The organism is Rhodoferax koreense, assembly GCF_001955695.1.
Lineage (GTDB): Bacteria > Pseudomonadota > Gammaproteobacteria > Burkholderiales > Burkholderiaceae_C > Rhodoferax_B > Rhodoferax_B koreensis.
Window position 1 is genome coordinate 3,022,465 of sequence record NZ_CP019236.1, and the last position, 18,846, is coordinate 3,041,310.

An 18,846-nucleotide genomic window follows, 5' to 3' on the forward strand; every position below is an offset into this window, starting at 1 on the left:
CCACTCCGATCACGGTCCAGCGTGAACCTGCACCAGTGCAGCCGCAGAGGCTGCCAAGCCAGGCCATGGCCGAAGAACGACTGCCGTTCACGGTGCGCCTGGTGTGCAACGAAGAAGACCTGGCCAAGGCCGTGCACATTCGGCATTCGGCCTATGCGCGCCATGTGCCGGCATTTGCCGATACCCTGCGCTTTCCCGAAGCCTCCGATTTCGAAGATGGCATCGCCGTGTTGCTGGCCGAATCCAAGCTGGACGGATCACCCCTGGGCACCATGCGCATCCAGACCAACCAATTCGGCCCGCTGAGCCTCGAGCACTCGTTGACCCTTCCCGACAGCCTGCAGGGCTTGTCGTTGGCCGAGGCCACGCGACTGGGCGTGACCGGCACTGGCGTGGGCCGCTTGGTCAAGACCGTGCTGTTCAAGGCATTCTTCCTTTATTGCCAGCAAAACGGTATCGACTGGATGGTGGTCACCGGCCGGGCGCCGGTGGACCGCCAATACGACAGCCTGCTGTTCAAGGACGTGTACCCGGAACTCGGATACATCCCCCTGCCCCACGTGGGCAATCTTCCGCATCGCATCATGTCGTTCGAGGTGGCCACGGCCCAGGCTCGCTGGGCGGCGGCCAACCATCCCCTGCAGAACTTCATCTTCCATACCCGCCATCCCGACATCGACCTCCGGGTGCGGGCCAAGGCCATCCTGCCCGTCCACGCCGGCGTCCGTTTCGCCCCTCCTTCCACGCGGCACGTCATGTAAGGTGGCGATGCCTCGCCAACTAGTTGGCGGGGCGTCGCTGTTTCGACACATTCGCATTCCAAGCTGTATGCAGGTCTAGGACAGCGCTGATACTTTGCGTTACGATGTTTGCCGCTATGGTGAAACACTAACGATGTCAAAAAGCGCTGCGGGGAAAGTCGGGCCTTGGGAATGGGCCACCCTCCATTTGGATCGCTTGCTCTATCTGGGGTCCACCTACGCGCTGCCTTTGGCCATCGGCCTGATTTCGCTGCTCGGGCTCATCATCTGGAGTCCGGTCTATGCCCCCGCAGATGCCCGTCCGCTGGCTTTCAAGGTCGTCCAAGAAACGGCTGCGGCATCCGACATGGACGCGGTGTTGGCCCAGTTGAGGGGACTGGGCAGCCTGCAGCACGTCGATACCAGATTGTCTCCCGCCGGGTTCTGGATGTTGTTCACCGTCGGGCCGACCAAGGCCGGCGAGAACACGATGGTGGAATTTACCTCGCGGCATGCAGTCAGCCTCGCTTGCTGGAACGCCGCCACGAAAACGCCGCTGGGACAGGCCAACCGCGAAACCGCCGACGGCAGCCTATCGATCGCCAAGGCCGGCTTCGCGCTGGCCGTCCCGGTCTCGGCGCGGGCCACCGAATACCTTTGCCGCACCAGTGCACTCGGTCCCGCCCGGCTGTCGCTGGTGCAATGGCCGGCCGCCCAGTTGCAGATCTCTGAACACGAGTTTCACCACAATGCGGGACTGCTCGACGGCGGTCTGACCGTGCTGGCCCTGTTTGTGCTGATCACAGCGCTGATCAACCGCGAAGGCACCTACCTGCTGTTCGCCACCTGGCTGCTGCTGAACCTGCGTGTGGCCGCACTCTCGGCAGGCTGGGACAGCCAATGGCTGGGCCGCAGCGTGCCGCAGAACTGGCTGTTCGAAGCTCGGGCCGTGTCGCTGGCCTTGTACTATCTTGTCACGGTCACTTTGTTCAAGACCCTGTTCAAGGACGATCTGGCCCGCGTCGGCTACAACGGCCTGATTCGCTTCGCGCAATGGAGCTGCCTGCCGCTGCTGCTGGGGGCGCTGGTGCTGCCGTACGGCTCCTTCTTGCCCACCATCTGGGTGTCATCCGGCTTCAGCATCGCGGTGCTGAGCTTCCTGTTGACACGCATCCTGCTCAAAACCCGCTCCTATGTGGCGATGTGGTATGCCGCGTCGCTGGCGATCACGCTGTTCGCGAGCCTGTACGAGGTCATCTCCGCGGCCCTGGGCGTCAAGGGCTTCATCGGCAACATCAACAGTGTCACGGCGGCGCTGTCATCCAGCCTGCTGGCTTCGCTGGCGATCGCCGAGCAGATGCGGCAGGAGCACCAGCAGCGCCTGGCCGTGCAGGCCGAACTCGAGCACACCTACGAAGCGACGCCGATCGGGCTGTTCACGCTGGATCTCAACGGCCGCTTCATGAGCGCGAACCCGGCCATGCGCCGCATGCTCGGCCCCGATCTGCTCGCGCCAGGCAGCCGCGAATGGCACCGCTATTTCGGCAACGCGGCATGGATGCAGCTGCACCACATGGTGCATTCACACGCCGATGGCGAGCTCGAGATCAAGCGCGACGGCACGGAGGGCGTGGACAGCCCGAAAAGGTATCTCGTCAAGGCCACGCGCGCGCACGACAAGATCGAAGGCTCGCTGCAGGACGTGACCGAGAAATCGCGCGCCACCGAAGACCTGCAGTTCATGGCCAACAACGATGCGCTGACCAAGGTGCTGAACCGCCGCGGCATCGAGAAGATCCTGAACCATGCCATGCAGCAGCTCGCCGGTGGCCGCTCGCTGGCCCTTGCCTACCTGGACCTGGACCGCTTCAAGCTCATCAACGACCTCTACGGCCACAACGCGGGCGACGAAGTGCTGCAGTTGGTCTGCAAGCGCGTGAGCGACATGCTGTCGGTCGGCATGCAGATGGGCCGGGTCGGCGGTGACGAATTCGTGATCGTGTTGCCCGACACGCGGATACCGCTGGCCACCGTGATCTGCCAGGGCATCGTGGACAGCATCGGCGCCACGCCCTACCAGATCGGCGACAAGGCCTTTCACGTGCGCGGCTCGATCGGCCTGATCGAGGTTGCGGCCGACACGCGGCTGAAGGACGCGATGTCCACCGCCGACCGCGCCTGCCGCGAAGCCAAGAGCGGCGCGGGCGGTGATGGGCTGGTGGTGTACGAAAAGAACGCCGCCGCCTTCCGCCAGCATGAAGCCGAGTTGCAGCTCGTGGAACGGCTGTCGTCCAGCGTCGCGCTCGACGACCTGTTCGTCGAAATGCAGCCGATCATGTCGCTGACCGCGCCGCTGGACTCGCTCAACTTCGAAGTGCTGCTGCGCATGCGCGGCCCCGACGGCAAGCTGGTGCCCACCGACCGGCTGATCGCCGCCGGCGAAAGCAGCGGCCACATGGGCCAGATCGACCGTTGGGTGCTGTCCACCACGCTGGCCTGGCTCAACACCCATGCGGCCCGACTCACGCGCACGCGCTTCGTGTGCATGAACCTGAGCGGCGCCTCGGTGAACGACGAAGCCTTCACGCGCGACGTCTTCGCCATGCTGGCCCAGAACATCCACATCGCCGGCCACCTGTGCCTGGAGATCACCGAAACCGTGGCCTTGCACGACCTGGAGAACACGCGCCGTTTCATCGACCGCGTACGCAGCTACGGCGCCAAGGTTGCACTCGACGATTTCGGCGCGGGCTATACCTCGTTCTCTTACCTCAAGGTGTTGTCGGCCGACCTGCTGAAGATCGACGGCAGCTTCATCGTCAACATGAACAGCCACCCGGCCAATGTGGCGATCGTCGAGGCCATCGTCAGCCTGGCGCGCAACCTCGGCATGAAGACCATCGCCGAATGGGCCGAGGACACCGCCACGGTGCAGACCCTGACCGAGATCGGTGTCGACTACGTCCAGGGCTACGCCGTGGCCCGGCCGCAGCTGCCACAGGAAATCCTGGCCGCCACCTCATCGGCCAGCTTCATCAAGGACCAGGAATTGCTGCGGCTGGTGGACCTCATGGGCCAGCCCGGTGCGGACCTGCTGCAGGTCGAAATGTTCGCGCCCAACAGGCCGCGCAACGTGCATTAACGTCACCTGGCCCCCCGTCGATCGATAGCCTGTCGGTTGGCGCCGACCATCGGCGGCGGCTCGTGCCACCCCCGCGCCGCAGTGGGGTCGGGTGCTATATTGAGCCTGAACTGTTTGACAATCATCACTTTAACCATTGCAACGAGCGAACCAATGAAATCCAACGAGAAAGCGGTTGCGGAGACGATCGCGAAACACGAGTCCACCATCCTGGATGCCTGGCTGGACCAACCGGCCGCAAAGCTGTCCAAGGCGGGGCGAGACGAGGCGACGGAAATCCTGGCGTCATTGCGCGAAACGCTGCTATCGAGCGATGCGCACGATCTTGACGGCAGCGCGTGGAAGACCGTCAGGAAGGCGCTGGAAGACTTCTCCTCCACCCGGGTCAGCCAAGGTTTCACGGGAGGCGCCACCAGCGCCTTCGTGTTGTTCCTCAAGGGGCCGATCTTCAAGGCGCTGGAGCAGCAGGCCGATGGCGACCTCGGCGGCTTCGCGAACAACGTCAATGTCACGACCGCCGTCGTGGACCGCATGGCCCAATGGACAGTGGACTTCTACCAGTCCATGCGCGAAGGGGTGATCACGCGCCAGCAACAGGAATTGCTGGAACTGTCCACGCCGGTCATCAAGCTGTGGGACGGCATTCTGGCCGTGCCCATGATCGGCACGCTGGACAGCAGCCGCACGCAACTCGTCATGGAGACCCTGCTGCAACGCATCGTCGAGACAGAGTCCGAACTGGCCATCATCGATATCACCGGCGTGCCCACGGTGGATACGCTGGTGGCGCAGCATCTGCTGAAAACCGTGGCCGCCATCCGGTTGATGGGTGCGGACTGCATCATCAGCGGTGTGCGACCGCAGATCGCGCAGACCATCGTGCACCTGGGCATCGACCTGCAGTCCGTGCTCTCCAAGGCGTCGCTGGCCAACGCGCTCAAGCTCGCCTTGAAACGCACGGGCTACATCATCAAGAAGATCGACTCGGCGACATAGCATGTACCGCATACCCATTCTTCAGATGGATCGTGCGCTGCTGGTGACGATCCAGGTCGATATGGAAGACCAGACGGCGTTGCAACTGCAGGACGACCTGGCGGAAAAGATTGCCGAAACCGGTGCCAACGGCGTGCTGATCGACATCTCGGCGCTCGAGATCGTCGACTCCTTCGTGGGTCGCATGCTGGCCGCCATCTCCGGCATCGGCAAGGTGCTGGATGCGTCAACCGTGGTGGTCGGCATGCAGCCTGCCGTCGCCATCACGCTGGTCGAGTTGGGTCTGTCGCTGGAAGGTGTCAAGACGGCGCTCAATGTGCGGCGCGGTCTGAAGATGCTGGCGCAAGCCGCGGCGGGAGAAGACGTTGAGCAATGAGACGTCGGGCACAGCGTCATTGCGCACCGAAGCCGACATCGTCGGCAGTCGCCAGCTTGTGCGAAAGCTTTGTGCTGCGCTCAAGTTTTCGCTGGTGGACCAGACCAAGATGATCACTGCGGCGAGCGAATTGTCGCGAAACACGGTCACTTACGGCGGTGGTGGTGAAATGCGCTGGGAGATCGTCAGCGTAGGGATCAAGCAAGGACTCAAGCTCGAGTTTTGCGATCAAGGCCCTGGCATTCCGGATCTGGCGCTCGCACTGAAGGACGGCTGGACTTCGGGCAAAGGCATGGGCCTGGGCCTTTCGGGCAGCAAGCGGCTCGTGCACGACTTTGAAATCACGTCGGAAGTTGGACGGGGCACTCGTGTCAGTGTGACGCGGTGGAAGTAAGGCGCGGCAGCCCTCACCTTGCCTTCCCGATGGATGAGATCACCCGTGTCGGCGAGGCCCGCAGGCACGCCGCCTTGCTCATGGCGTCCATCGGCTTCGACACCACGACCGCGGGCCGGGTGGCCTTGATCGTGACTGAATTGGGTACCAACCTGGTCAAACACGCGCGACAGGGCAAGTTGTTGATCGCCAGCCGCAGCATTGGCGAAATTGCCGAGATGGAAATCGTCTCGATGGATGCCGGTCCGGGCATTCCCAACCTGGATCGTGCGATGGCCGACGGCTATTCGACCGGTGGCACATCGGGTACGGGGCTTGGCGCGGTCCGTCGGCTGGCCTGCGACTTCGACGCCTATTCGGACCTGGTTGCCGGCACCGTCATCGTTGCCCGCGTCCGTCCGCAGGGCGCCAGCGCGCCCGGAGATTTCCTCTGCGCTGCCATGGGGCTGGCCGCGCCAGGTGAACTGGCGTGCGGCGATGGCTGGGCGATCGCCGTGGATGGCAAGCGCGCAGCTGTCTTGCTGGCCGACGGTCTGGGTCATGGGCCTCAGGCTTCGGAAGCGGCGCAAGCCGCCGTGGCGCTGTTCGCCAGGCAGCCATTCGCCGACCTCAAACGCCAGGTGGAGGATGCCCACGTCGCCCTGCGCATGACACGCGGCGCGGCCCTGTCGGTGGTCCAGCTGGACCGCGACGAAGCAACGATCCGCTCGGCGGGCGCGGGCAACGTGCTGATCCGGATGGTCTCGGGCACGCAGAACCGCAGCCTGATGGCGCAGCACGGAACGGTCGGGGTGCAGATCAAGCGGGTGGAAGAACTGCAAAACAGCTGGCCGGAGCACGCCATGGTGGTGCTGCACACGGACGGCGTCATCTCGCGCTGGCCGGCCGAAGCGTTGACGCCGCTGCTCAACCACGACCCCGGCCTGGCCGCTGCCGTGCTGCTGCGCGACTACGTGCGCGGAAAAGACGACGCCACCGTGGTGGTGTTGAGACGCAGGAATCCATGATGACCGACCCGATCGACACCTCTCAAACGGCGAACGACGTCGTCCCCCGCGCGGCGGAAGAACTGTTGCTGCGGTTGAGCGAGAAGGAGCGCGAGCTCGACGAACTGCGCGCAGAACTTGATGAAACCAACCGTGGCGTCCTGGCGTTGTATGCGGAACTCGAGTCCCAGGCCGACGACCTGAAGCGCGCCACCGAGCTCAAGAGCCGTTTCCTGGCCTACATGAGCCATGAATTCCGGACGCCGATCGGAGCCATCCTGAGCATCGCACGGATCCTGCAGGACCGCCTGGATGGGCCGTTGACCGAGGAACAGGAACGGCAGGTCGGCTTCATTCAAAAGACGGCCACCGAATTTTCCGACATGGTCGATGACCTGCTCGACCTGGCGAAAGTGGAAGCCGGCCGCATCGACGTCTCCCCTGCCTGGTTCGACATGGTGGACCTGTTCTCGGCGTTGCGCGGGATGTTCAAACCGGTGCTGGTCAATCCCGAAGTCACGCTCATCTTCGAGGAGCCGGTGGGCGTGCCGAAACTGTTCGCTGACGACCGCAAGCTGGCGCAGATCCTGAGAAATTTCATCAGCAACGCGCTGAAGTTCACCCAGAAAGGCGAGATCCGCGTGGCGGCCCGTCGCAGCGGCGACGAGGTGACGTTCTCGGTGTCGGACACCGGCATCGGCATCGCGCCCGAATTCCACCACGCTATTTTCCAGGACTATTCGCAGATCGATTCTCCGATCCAGAAGCGGCTGCGCGGCACCGGACTCGGACTGTCCCTGAGCAAACGGCTCGCGGAACTGCTCGGGGGCCGTGTCGAGGTCACCAGTGAACTGCAGAAGGGATCTTGCTTCTGCGTCACGATTCCCGTCGCGGCGCCGCGAAGCGATGCGTCGGATGCCGGAGGGTCGGATGCCTGAAGTCACGCCAAGCCTGAACGTCTCCATCGATCGCTCGAAACACACCGTGCTGGTGGTGGACGACAACCCCGTCACGCGGTACGCCACCGTGCGCACGCTGACGGCCGCCGGATTCATGGCAAAGGAAGCCGATTCCGGCGGCGAAGCCATCGTGTCGGCGGCGTCGGGCGTTTCGGCGGTGGTGCTCGACGTGAACCTGCCGGATATCAACGGCTTCGAGGTCTGCCGCCGGCTGCGCCAGCAGCCGACGACCACCGCCATCCCCGTCGTCCATCTTTCGGCGGCATTCGTCTCCGACACGGACAAGGTGGCAGGCCTGAATGCGGGCGCGGACGCCTATCTGATCCATCCTGCGGAACCGGCGCTGCTGATCGCCTCGGTGCAGGCGCTGATCCGGGCGCGGATGGCCGAGGAGCGCGTGCACCGCAGCGAGGCCAAGTTTCGATCGATCTACGACCAAGCCCAGAGCGGCATCGCGCTCATCGACGCCGCAGGCCACTTCCGCGACGCCAATCCCGTCATGCTGCGGATGCTGGGGCGCACCGCGGACGCCGTGATCGGTCGTTCGATCCTCGAATTCGTCGCGCCGCCAGACCGGACAAGGGTGGAGGCTCTGACATCCAGCGTCGCCTTGAACCAGGAGAGCGCGCGCGACGAATGCCAATTCCTGACGCCGGCAGGCCTGCCTGTGCATGCCGAACTCAGCGTGTCGTTGCCGGTGGAGAATGACTTGCGCATCGTTGCCGTGGCCGACATCTCGGACCGGGTGGCACTGGAGCGCGAGCGCCAGGCGCTGCTCGACCGGGAACAGGCCGCGCGGGTGGCGGCCGAGAAACACAGCCGCAGCAAGGATGACTTCGTCGCCGTCCTGTCCCATGAACTGCGTAATCCGCTCAGCGCCATCCTGATGAACGTCCACCAGCTGGGGCGCCAGAACCCGCCCGAAAAATTCATCAAATTCATTGACGCGATACAGCGCAATGCCAGCACCCAGGCACGCATCATCTCCGACATCCTGGATGTGTCTCGCATCAATTCGGGCAAGCTGAGTCTGGAGCTCGAGTGGATCGATCCGGCCGCGCTGATCGCTTCATCACTGGATTCGATGAAACCGTTGGCCGACAAGAGAGGGATTGTGCTGCAGGTTTCGGACGCACCCGCCGGTTGCATGGCCTACCTGGACGGCGCAAGATTCCAGCAAATTTTCTGGAACATCCTGAACAACGCCATCAAGTTCTCCAACCAGGACGCAACCGTCGAAGTGTCCCTTGTGCTGCGCGAAGGTGAACTGATTCTTTGCGTGAAAGACCACGGCAAAGGTATCGACGCGGCGTTCATCCCACGCATTTTCGACAAGTTCGCGCAGACGGACTTGCCTGGTAGCCGCTCGGCAGGCGGCCTCGGGCTGGGCATGTCCATCGTCAAACACCTGGTGGAACTCCATAGCGGCACCGTCGCCGTCGAAAGCCCCGGCCTGGGCCAAGGCACGACGGTCACCGTCAAACTGCCTCAAAAGATCGCGGCGGCGGCTGACCTTGCCGGAGGCGACAGCAACGACATGTACTTTCTGACCGGTCGAAAAATCCTGCTGGTGGAAGACGACCGTGAAGCGGCCGATCTGCTGGTCCTCATTCTGCAGGACAGGGGCGCGCAGGTGCAATGGGCGTGCGACGCCAGGGAGGGGCTGCTGGCCCTGGCGGAAACGGGTTTCGACCTGATCGTCAGCGACATCGGTCTGCCTGGCATGGACGGGCATCAACTGCTGCGCACCGTCCGCTCCGGCGCCGGTCGCAACGCCCGAATTCCCGCGATCGCGCTGACAGCCTTCGGACGGGACAGCGACAAACAAACGGCGGCTGAGGCCGGCTTCGACATCCACCTCTCCAAGCCGCTGGAGCCCCATCGCCTGCTGGGCGCGATGAAGCAGTTGATGGCGTAGTCGCCTCTTCAGCCCCGTAGCGCTGCACGCAGCGACTCGCCGAGCGCCGGCTTGTGCGCGAACGGATCGGTGGGATTGCGTCCCTGCAGCACGTCTTCCATGCGGGTCTGGACCGCGCCAATGGCCTGCGGATGGCTGTAGATGTAGAACTGCCGCGCTGCCACTGCGTCGAATACCTTCTGCGCCACCTCCGCTGCGGTGACCTTGCCCGCGCCCACGGCCTTGTCGATCATGGCCTGGCCGATGCGCTGGCTGCGCGTGGGCTCGGCCGGTGCGGCCTCCGCGGGGCGGTTGCGCTGGCTCCGGCCGATGCCGGTCGGCACGAAGTACGGGCACAGCACCGAGGCGCCGACCTGGTCGGTGACCAGGGCCAGATCCTGGTACAGCGTTTCCGACATGGCCACCACCGCATGCTTGGTGGCGTTGTAGATGCCCATGTTCGGCGCGCTGAGCAGGCCGGCCATGCTGGCGGTGTTGACGATGTGGCCCCGGTAGGCGGGATTGGCCGCGGCCGCGGCCAGCATCATCGGCGTGAAGACACGGATGCCGTGGGCCACGCCCATGAGGTTCACGCCGACCACCCATTCCCAGTCCTGCAGCGAGTTCTCCCAGATCAGCCCGCCCGCTCCGACACCGGCGTTGTTGAACACCAGGTGCGGCGCGCCGAAACGGGCCAGGGTGGCCCGGCCCAGGGCTTCGACGTCGGCCGCGCGCGAAACGTCGAGCCGCCAGGGCAGCACCTTGGCGCCGGCGGCCTCGACCTCCGCCGTCGCGCGCTCCAGCGCGTCGGGCTGGACATCGGCGAGCACGAGATTCATGCCGAGCCTGGCGCCGATGCGGGCGCATTCGAGGCCGAAGCCCGAGCCGGCGCCGGTCAGCACCGCGGTCTGGCCATTGAATTCTTCGATCATCTTTCTAGGCTTCCAGCTTGCGCAGCATGTAGCCGATGCGCGGGAAGTGCACATGCACCGTGCCCAAGCTCTCGTCGATCCGCCGCAGGCTGAAGTGCATGCGCGTGGCGGCGATGAGTTCGCCGTGCGTGGCCTCCAGGCCGAAGCTTTCGGCGGTGATGCTGACCTGTGTGCCGAGCGCGATGCCGTGGTCGTCCTGGAAGGGTTCCGAGGCGGCCACCGGCAAAGGTTCGGCTTTGGCGGCCAGGGCGATGGACTCGGCCGCACCCAGCTTGTGCATCGTGCCGTGGCCGATGGCCTGCATGCGTGCCATCCACTCACCGATGACTGGCGTGGCATCGAAGATGCCGGCCAGCGATGGCACGCGGTGTTGCGTGAACCACAGCGGATGGAAGGCTGCGAAGTCGGCGATGCAAGGCGCGGGCCCGAGCAGGAACGGATGTTCCTCCAGCATGTTGGCCAGTCGCCGCAGGTAGCTGCGGTAGGCGGCCGTGGCGTCGCTCGGGCGCAGCCGCGTCATGCCCACGCTCATCGCCGCGCGGTCCTGGCCAAAAGCCTTGGCCGCCTCAGGCGGCAAACCGGCGAACATCTCCGCCAGGCCCCGAGGCTGGGTGTTGTAAGCCATCGCCGTCCAGAACAGCGTGGTGTCGGCCCATTGCGCCAGGATGCGCGCCACGCCCTTGGCATGCGGCGGATAGAGCGTGGGCTCGGGCGCCGCATGCTCGAGCACGTCGCAGATCAACGCGGTGTCGCAATAGATGTCGGCGCCTACCTGCAACACCGGTGCGCGGCGGTAGCCACCGGTCAGCATCTGCAGATCGGGCTTGGGCAGCATGCTCGGGATGAGCACCGACTGCCAGGCCAGCCCTTTGTAGCCGAGCACCAGCCGGATCTTCTCGGAGAACGGTGAACTCGGATAGTGGTGCAGGATCAGCTCGGACATGGGGACGGCTCCTTGTTGAGACACAGAGGCTTTCTCAGACCAGCTTCACGAGTTGCTTGCCGAAATTGCGGCCCTTGAGCAGTCCCAGGAAGGCCTCGGGCGCGGCCGCCAGGCCCTCGGCCACGCTCTCGCGGTACTTGAGCCGGCCGCTGGCCACCAGGCCGCCGAGTTCGCCCAGCGCCTCCGGCCAGGCCTCCATGTGCTCCGAGACGATGAAGCCCTGCAGCTTGAGCCGGTTCGTCAGCAGGTGGCGCGGCTCGGTGATCGGCACCGGCTGCCCGTCGTAGCCGGCGATCATGCCGCACAGTGCGATGCGGCCGAAGGCGTTCATGCGGCTCAGCACGGCGTTGAGCACCATGCCGCCCACGTTCTCGAAATAGCCGTCGATGCCTTTGGGCGCGGCCTCCTTGATGGCACGCGACAGCGAACGCGCATCGGCATGCGGCTTGTAGTCGATGCATGCGTCGAAACCGAGCTCCTCCACCACATAGGCGCACTTCTCGGCGCCTCCGGCGATGCCGACCACGCGGCAGCCGCGCGCCTTGGCCGGCTGGCCTACGGCACTGCCCACCGCGCCGCTGGCCGCACTTACCGCCACGGTTTCCCCGGGCCGGGGCTCGCAGATGCGCACCAGGCCGTACCAGGCCGTGACGCCCGGCATGCCCACGGCGCCGAGGTAGGCCGAGAGCGGAATGTGGCTGGTGTCGACCTTGCGCAGCGCACCCGGCACGTCCGGATCGACCACGCTGTACAGCTGCCAGCCGCCCATGCCGACCACGGCGTCGCCAGGCTGGAACCGCGCGTTGCGGCTTTCCGCCACCTCCCCCACCGTGCCGCCGATCATGGGCGCTCCCAGCGGCTGCGGGGCGGCGTAGCTCTTGCCTTCATCCATGCGGCCGCGCATGTAGGGGTCGAGGCTCAGGTAATGGTGGCGGACCAGCACCTGGCCATCTTCCAGCGCCGGTGTATCGACACTGGCCAGCTCGAAGTTGTCGAGGCCGGCATCGCCGCTCGGACGGCTCTTCAGGAGGATCTGCTGGTTGCGGGGCATGGTGATTCCTCAGTCGGTGGAAAGGTTCGCCGCGGTGCCGCCGTCTGCGAGGGGGCGCCGAGGCACGTACTTGAAGGTGCCGGTGGCATGGGCGCAAAGCCGGCCCTCGGCGTCGAAGATGCTGGCCTCGGTGAAGGCCATGGAACGGGTGCGGTGCAGCAGATGGCCTTCGCCGCGCAACGGACCGCGCGCCGGCTGCATGAAGCTGGTTTTCATCTCGATGGTGACCACGCCCATCTCGGACTGCAAGCTGCGCGCCGCCGCCGCCATGGTCACGTCCATCAGCGTCATCACCGCACCGCCATGGGTCACGGCGAACGAATTCAGATGCTCGGGCCGCGGGGTGTAGAGGATGCGCGACCAGCCGTCCTCGAACCGCGTGAGTTCGAAGCCGAGATGTTCGACGAAAGGAATCGGAACGCCGAAGCTCATGTGGGGTCTTTCAGAAACAAGGTTCAGCCGGTGACCACGCTCACGCCGCCGTCCACCGCCAGCCACTGGCCGGTGATGTGCCGGCCGGCTTCGCTGGCGTACAGCAGCACCGGGCCTTTGAGGTCCTCGTCGCCGCCGAGCCGGCCCAGCGGCGCCTGCGCGGCCATCCGGTCCTCGCCCATCGACTGGATCAGCCCGGCCGCCATCTTGGTCATGAAGAAGCCGGGACAGACCGCGTTCACGTTGATGCCGTATTTTCCCCATTCGGCCGCCAGCGCGCGCGTGAAGTTGATGACCGCGCCCTTGGAGGTGTTGTAGGCGATGGTCTGCATTTCGGGCGGATTGCCCGACAGCCCGGCGATCGAGGCGACGTTGATGATGCTGCCGCGCCGGCGCGCGATCATGCTGTGTTTGGCCACGTGCTGGCTCAGGATGAAATAGCCGCGCACATTGAGGTTCATGACCTTGTCCCAGGCCGCCACGGGATGGTCTTCGGCTGGCGCGCCCCAGGAGGCGCCGGCGTTGTTGACCAGGATGTCGATCGGGCCCATGCGCTCCAGGGTTTCGTCGGCAAGCCGCCGCAGGTCTTCCTCCTTGCCGCAGTCGGCCGCGATCCAGCGCGTGTCGATGCCCTGGCTCTGCAGTGTGGCGCTGGCCTCCTCCAGGTCGCCGGCCTTGCGCGAACTCAGCATGATGCGCGCACCCGCCTCGCCGAGCGCCTGCGCCATCTGCAGGCCCAGGCCGCGCGAGCCGCCGGTGACGAGGGCATTCTTGCCGGTGAGATCGAACAGTTGCTGGACGGTGCGGGTCATGTCTTGTCTCCTCTTGTTTTTGGTGGGTTGCGGCGATGGTTCAGGGCGGGTCCAGCTTCAAGCGGGCGCGCACGAAGATCAGCGCGAAGCCGATGGCGGCCACAACGCCGCCGCCGACGACCATGGTCCAGCCGAGCGGCTCGTCGCTGCGCTCGGTGAAGACCCCGAGCACCAGGGTGAGCAGCCCGCCGTAGACCAGGATCCAGATCAGGTTTTGCAGCCTTTTGATTGTCTTGAGAGTAGCCATGCAGGCCACTGTACTAAAAAGCGAAAGTTGTCGCGACTAGCGCGGGTCTACAGCGCCTACAACACCTCGAAGACGCCGGCCGCGCCCATACCGCCGCCGATGCACATGGTGACGACCACACGCTTCGCACCGCGGCGCTTGCCTTCGATGAGCGCGTGGCCGGTGAGGCGCTGGCCGGTCACGCCGTAGGGATGCCCCACCGCGATGGCACCGCCGTTGACGTTGAGCTTGTCCGCCGGGATGCCGAGCTTGTCGCGGCAATAGATCACCTGCACGGCGAAGGCCTCGTTGAGTTCCCACAGGTCGATGTCGTCGATGCCGAGGCCGAGTCGTTTCAGGACCTTGGGAATGGCAAACACCGGGCCGATGCCCATCTCGTCGGGTTCACAGCCGGCGACCGCGAAGCCGAGGAAACGGCCCAGCGGCTGCAGTCCGCGCTGGCTGGCCAGGGTTTCGTTCATCATTACCACCGCGCCGCCGCCGTCGGAGAACTGGCTCGCGTTGCCGGCCGAGATCACGCCGCCCGGAATCGCCGGGCGGATGCCGCGGATGCCGTCGACCGTGGTGCCGGGGCGGATGCCTTCGTCCTGGCTGCAGGTCACTTCCCTGGTACTCAAGCCGCGCACCGGATCGGCCACACCCATGGTGACGGTGATCGGTGCGATCTCGGCCTGGAACAGGCCGGCCTCGAGCGCCGCGGTCGCGCGCTGCTGGCTCAAGGCGCCGTATTCGTCCATCTGCTCGCGGCCGATGCCGTAACGCTTGGCCACCTGCTCGGCGGTTTGCAGCATGTTCCAGTAGATCTCGGGCTTGTGCTTGACGAGCCAGGGGTCGGTCAGCATGTGCTTGTTCATCTCCTGCTGCACGCAGGAAATGCTCTCCACGCCGCCGGCCACGAAGATATCGCCCTCGCCGGCGATGATGCGTTGCGCGGCCAGCGCGATGGTCTGCAGGCCGGAGGAGCAGAAACGGTTCACCGTCATGCCCGAGGTGGTGACAGGACAGCCCGCGCGCAGTGCGACCTGGCGCGCAATGTTGGCGCCGGTCGCGCCCTCGGGCGTGGCGCAGCCCATGATCACGTCGTCGACCTCGGCAGCTTCGATGCCGGCGCGCTGGATGGCGTGCTGCACCGCGTGGCCGCCGAGCGTGGCGCCGTGCGTCATGTTGAAGGAACCCTTCCAACTCTTGGCCAGGGGAGTGCGGGCAGTGGAGACGATCACGGCAGCGGTCATGTTTCGGTCCTCAATTGAAGGTCTTGCCGTCGGCCGCGAGTCGGGCCAGCAGCGGCGCGGGCTGCCAGAATTCGGCGTCGTCGAGCGGGTTCTTCGCAAAGCGTTGCATGCTCTGCACCACGTTGAACAAACCCACCGTGTCGGCATACAGCATCGGGCCGCCACGATGGATGGGGAAGCCGTAACCCGTGAGATAGACCATGTCGATGTCGCTGGCCTTGGAAGCGATGCCTTCCTCGAGAATGTGCGCGGCCTCGTTCACGAGCGAATACACCAGGCGTTGCACGATCTCGTCGTCGGCAATCTTGCGCGGCGCGATGCCGAGCGCCTTGCGGTGCTGCTCGATCATGTCGACGACCGCCTGGCTCGGGATCGCGTCACGCTTGCCCGCCTGGTAGTCGTACCAGCCCGCACCGGTCTTCTGGCCGAAACGGCCCATCTCACACAGCAGGTCAGCCGTCTTGCTGTACTTGAGGCCGGGCTTTTCCACGTAACGCCGCTTGCGGATGGCCCAGCCGATGTCGTTGCCGGCCAGGTCGCCCATGCGGAACGGGCCCATGGCGAAGCCGAATTTCTCGACGGCCTTGTCCACCTGCTCCGGCGTGGCGCCCTCCTCCAGCAGGAAGCCAGCCTGGCGGCTGTACTGCTCGATCATGCGGTTGCCGATGAAGCCGTCGCACACGCCCGAGACCACGGCCGTCTTCTTGATTTTCTTGGCCAGCGCCATCACCGTGGCCAACACGTCCTTGCCGGTCTTTTCGCCGCGCACCACTTCGAGCAGCTTCATCACATTGGCCGGGCTGAAGAAATGCATGCCGACCACGTCCTGCGGGCGTTCGGTGAAGGCCGCAATCTTGTTCACGTCGAGCGTGGAGGTGTTGGAGGCCAGGATGGCGCCGGGCTTGGCCACGCGGTCGAGCGCCTGGAACACGGCCTGCTTCACGCCGAGTTCCTCGAACACGGCTTCGATCACGAGATCGGCGTCCTTGAGGTCGGCATAGTCCAGCGTCGTGCTCAGCAGGGCCATGCGCTGCTCGTACTTGTCGGCTTTGAGCTTGCCCTTCTTGACCTGCGACTCGTAGTTCTTGCGGATCGTGGCCAGGCCGCGGTCGAGCGCCTCCTGTTTCATCTCGAGCATCTTCACCGGCAGGCCGGCGTTCAGGAAGTTCATCGCAATGCCGCCACCCATGGTGCCGGCGCCGATCACGGCCACGGCTCTGATCTCGCGCTTCGGCGTGTCTTCGGGCACGTCGGGAATCTTCGAGGCCGCACGTTCGGCCGCGAAGATGTGGCGCAGCGCGCGGCTCTCGGGCGTCCACATCAGGTTGATGAAGAATTCGCGTTCGGTGGCCATGCCCTGCTCGAACTTCTGCTTGGTGGCGGCTTCGACCGCGTCCACACATTTGCCCGGCGCGGGAAAGTTCTTCGCCATGCCCTGGACCATGTTGCGCGCGAAGCCGAAATAGGCGTCCCCGAGCGGATGCTTGCAAGGCAGGTGGCGCACCAGCGGCAAGGGACGCACGTCGCTCACGGAGCGGGCCAGCGCGAGCGCTTCTTCCGCCAGGCTTTCCGGCGATGCGGCCAATTTGTCGAACAGCTTCTGGCCCGGCAGCGCGGCCAGCACCTCGCTCTTCACCGGCTCGCCGGTGGCGATCATGTTCAGCGCGGCTTCGACGCCGAGCACGCGCGGCAGGCGCTGCGTACCGCCGGCACCCGGCACGAGGCCGAGCTTGACCTCGGGCAGCGCGACGCTGCAACCCGGCGCGGCGATGCGGTAATGGCAGCCCAGCGCCAGCTCCAGCCCGCCGCCCATGCACACCGAATGGATGGCTGCGACCACGGGTTTGTCGGCGTGTTCGACCGCGAGGATCACGCTCAGCAGGTTGGGCTCCATGAGCGCCTTCGGCGTGCCGAACTCCTTGATGTCGGCACCGCCCGAGAACGCCTTGCCGGCGCCGGTGATCACGATGGCCTTCACCGCCGCGTCGGCATTGGCTGCCGCGAGGCCCTTCGTGATGCCGAGCCGGGTGGCATAGCCCAGCCCGTTGACGGGGGGATTGACGAGGGTGATCACGGCGACGTCGCCATGGACTTGGTATTCGGCACTCATTTTTTGCTCCTCCAGCGTGACTTTTTGATTGTGGCGCCTCGCCCAGGATGGTTTTGTCCCGCTCGGGACAAAGCCGGCGCGTCGGTTCAGGCCGGGAGCCTGTCGCCCTTGTAGACCGTCCACGCATCGAGATCGTAGAGATCCATGCCGCTCTTGACCCGCAACAGGCGCTTCACCCATTGCTTGGCCGCAAACTGGTAATAGGACTGGCCGCCATAACGCGATTTGGGTACGCCCGTGCTGGCGCGCAACAGGGTGATCAGTTCCACATGCAGCCTCTTCTTCACGGCCGCCGTGCTGAAGTACTCGAAGATGCCCCCCGAGCCGACGAACAGGATTTCATTGCCGTAAGATGTCGTCAATGCGTTCTTCAGGTAGACCAGTCGCGCCCTGTAGGCCAGGTCGAAGTCGGTGTCGCGCAGTCCGTCGAGCGCCACCGTCGTCACCGCGAAGCGCTGGCCCTGCTTTTCGATCACGATGCCTTCGGCCGCCGCACGCGGCCTGATCAGCATGCGGTAGTCGCCCCTGAATTCCGCCAGATAAGCCTGGCACTTGTCGATACATTGCGCGAACAGGTCGCGCACGGCTTGCACTTGTTCCGTCGACTCACTGCCGTAGCGGTTGGCGCGCTGCACCTGGTCCTTGAGTTCGTTCAGTATCCGGGCGTTGACGAGGGGAGTGCGCAACACCGCGTCCACGACCCGGCCACCGTCGATGCAGAAGCCGGGCGCGATGTCGTACACCTGGGTCGCGGCATCCGGATACGCCTGCTTGAAAACGTCGACGGGCCGCTCGCTGTTGTGTGTCGGCTCATTGGCCCACGACAGATCGTTCTCCAGGAACACCACATCCGCGGCGAACGGGAAGCCGAACTTGGGCTGGATGGCGCGCACCAGGGACACCCACTGGCGGTTGAAATATTGCTGACGGCGCGCGGCGGTCAGGCCGCGATCCTGTCCCGGCACGACGTAGCAGTTCGGAAAATGCGAAGCCACGCCGTAGCCGCAGAACAGATAGTCGATGGCCGGGTAGGCGCGTCGCAGGAAATCGGAGAACTGCCGCTGCACTTCGGCCGTGGCGCTGTGCAGCGCGTCGTTCAGGTTCACCAGCACTTCTTTGCCGTCGGAGACGCAGAACAGCGTGTCGCCGCCGTGCGTTTGCCGGATGCGCACCTTGACGCCCTGCCCCAGGTCGGTTTCGCTGTCGTCGTCCGGCACCTCGATCACCTCGAAGCCCATCTCGCGGATGCCGGCGGCCAGGTCCAGCGCGCTGGACACCAGCACGCGGGTCGTGCGGTCGAAAGTGTTCAGCGTGCCGGGATGCAGGTGATCGTGGTGCCCGTGCGAGATGTAGATGTAGTCGATCCTGCGGTCCGTCACCGCAGCCAGATGAGGCGCTGGATACACCCACCACTGGGCACCGAAACAAGGCCCCTGCCACCAGGGGTCGGACAGTATGGACACCCCGTTCGCCTCGACCAGCAAGGAGGCATGGCCCACAAAAGTAGCTCGCATGAAATGGTTCCCTTTATCTTTCTGAAGCTGCAGGCTGCGCCAGCATGGGCCCTATTTTCATCCGGTTTTGCCCCCATCGACGC

17 protein-coding genes are annotated in these 18,846 nt (G+C 65.0%); 8 read left to right on the plus strand and 9 right to left on the minus strand.

What is annotated here, in order from left to right; translation table 11 throughout:
• Window positions 1–65 precede the first annotated feature (65 nt).
• The 8 genes from RD110_RS14040 to RD110_RS14075 all read left to right on the plus strand — a co-directional run bounded on the left by RD110_RS14040 (window position 66) and on the right by RD110_RS14075 (window position 9,511).
• Window positions 66–761, plus strand: coding sequence for a hypothetical protein (locus RD110_RS14040; protein WP_157900186.1), 696 nt, complete (start codon window positions 66–68; stop codon window positions 759–761).
• Window positions 762–957: 196 nt separating this feature from the next.
• Window positions 958–3,882: a putative bifunctional diguanylate cyclase/phosphodiesterase gene (locus RD110_RS14045; protein ID WP_239467036.1), complete on the plus strand. Its 2,925-nt coding sequence runs from the start codon at window positions 958–960 to the stop codon at window positions 3,880–3,882.
• Between the two features lie 153 nt (window positions 3,883–4,035).
• Window positions 4,036–4,878, plus strand: a complete 843-nt coding sequence (locus RD110_RS14050; protein WP_076200061.1) for an STAS domain-containing protein — start codon at window positions 4,036–4,038, stop codon at window positions 4,876–4,878.
• A 1-nt stretch (window position 4,879) separates the two neighbouring features.
• Window positions 4,880–5,254, plus strand: coding sequence for an STAS domain-containing protein (locus RD110_RS14055; RefSeq protein ID WP_076200062.1), 375 nt, complete (start codon window positions 4,880–4,882; stop codon window positions 5,252–5,254).
• Window positions 5,244–5,648: an anti-sigma regulatory factor gene (locus tag RD110_RS14060; protein ID WP_076200063.1), complete on the plus strand. Its 405-nt coding sequence runs from the start codon at window positions 5,244–5,246 to the stop codon at window positions 5,646–5,648. The genes RD110_RS14055 and RD110_RS14060 overlap by 11 nt, the downstream gene beginning before the upstream one ends.
• 29 nt (window positions 5,649–5,677) lie before the next feature.
• The gene (locus RD110_RS14065) at window positions 5,678–6,655 is read left to right on the plus strand and encodes an ATP-binding protein (protein WP_157900187.1); all 978 of its coding nucleotides are present in this window, start codon (window positions 5,678–5,680) and stop codon (window positions 6,653–6,655) included.
• Window positions 6,655–7,572, plus strand: coding sequence for a sensor histidine kinase (locus tag RD110_RS14070; RefSeq protein ID WP_076200065.1), 918 nt, complete (start codon window positions 6,655–6,657; stop codon window positions 7,570–7,572). The genes RD110_RS14065 and RD110_RS14070 overlap by 1 nt, the downstream gene beginning before the upstream one ends.
• A complete protein-coding gene (locus tag RD110_RS14075) occupies window positions 7,565–9,511 on the plus strand; it encodes a hybrid sensor histidine kinase/response regulator (RefSeq protein ID WP_076204988.1) in 1,947 nt (648 codons plus the stop codon). Before RD110_RS14070 ends, RD110_RS14075 begins: the two co-directional genes overlap by 8 nt.
• 8 nt (window positions 9,512–9,519) lie before the next feature.
• Here the strand turns inward: RD110_RS14075 and RD110_RS14080 are convergent, their stop codons facing one another.
• The 9 genes from RD110_RS14080 to RD110_RS14120 all read right to left on the minus strand — a co-directional run bounded on the left by RD110_RS14080 (window position 9,520) and on the right by RD110_RS14120 (window position 18,763).
• Window positions 9,520–10,422 (minus strand): SDR family oxidoreductase, encoded by a 903-nt coding sequence (locus RD110_RS14080; protein WP_076200066.1) that lies wholly within the window; start codon window positions 10,420–10,422, stop codon window positions 9,520–9,522.
• 4 nt (window positions 10,423–10,426) lie between these two features.
• The gene (locus RD110_RS14085; RefSeq protein ID WP_076200067.1) at window positions 10,427–11,365 is read right to left on the minus strand and encodes a glutathione S-transferase family protein; all 939 of its coding nucleotides are present in this window, start codon (window positions 11,363–11,365) and stop codon (window positions 10,427–10,429) included.
• 34 nt (window positions 11,366–11,399) lie between these two features.
• Window positions 11,400–12,416 (minus strand): NADP-dependent oxidoreductase, encoded by a 1,017-nt coding sequence (locus RD110_RS14090; RefSeq protein ID WP_076200068.1) that lies wholly within the window; start codon window positions 12,414–12,416, stop codon window positions 11,400–11,402.
• Between the two features lie 9 nt (window positions 12,417–12,425).
• Window positions 12,426–12,848: a PaaI family thioesterase gene (locus RD110_RS14095; RefSeq protein WP_076200069.1), complete on the minus strand. Its 423-nt coding sequence runs from the start codon at window positions 12,846–12,848 to the stop codon at window positions 12,426–12,428.
• A gap of 23 nt (window positions 12,849–12,871) precedes the next feature.
• A complete protein-coding gene (locus RD110_RS14100) occupies window positions 12,872–13,660 on the minus strand; it encodes an SDR family oxidoreductase (RefSeq protein ID WP_076200070.1) in 789 nt (262 codons plus the stop codon).
• A 40-nt stretch (window positions 13,661–13,700) separates the two neighbouring features.
• Window positions 13,701–13,907, minus strand: coding sequence for a hypothetical protein (locus RD110_RS14105; protein ID WP_076200071.1), 207 nt, complete (start codon window positions 13,905–13,907; stop codon window positions 13,701–13,703).
• 56 nt (window positions 13,908–13,963) lie between these two features.
• A complete protein-coding gene (locus RD110_RS14110; RefSeq protein WP_076200072.1) occupies window positions 13,964–15,139 on the minus strand; it encodes an acetyl-CoA C-acyltransferase in 1,176 nt (391 codons plus the stop codon).
• A 10-nt stretch (window positions 15,140–15,149) separates the two neighbouring features.
• Entirely contained in the window at window positions 15,150–17,249 is a 2,100-nt protein-coding gene (locus RD110_RS14115) for a 3-hydroxyacyl-CoA dehydrogenase NAD-binding domain-containing protein (RefSeq protein WP_076200073.1), read from the minus strand.
• Between the two features lie 86 nt (window positions 17,250–17,335).
• A complete protein-coding gene (locus tag RD110_RS14120) occupies window positions 17,336–18,763 on the minus strand; it encodes an MBL fold metallo-hydrolase (RefSeq protein WP_083686272.1) in 1,428 nt (475 codons plus the stop codon).
• Between the last annotated feature and the right edge of the window lie 83 nt (window positions 18,764–18,846).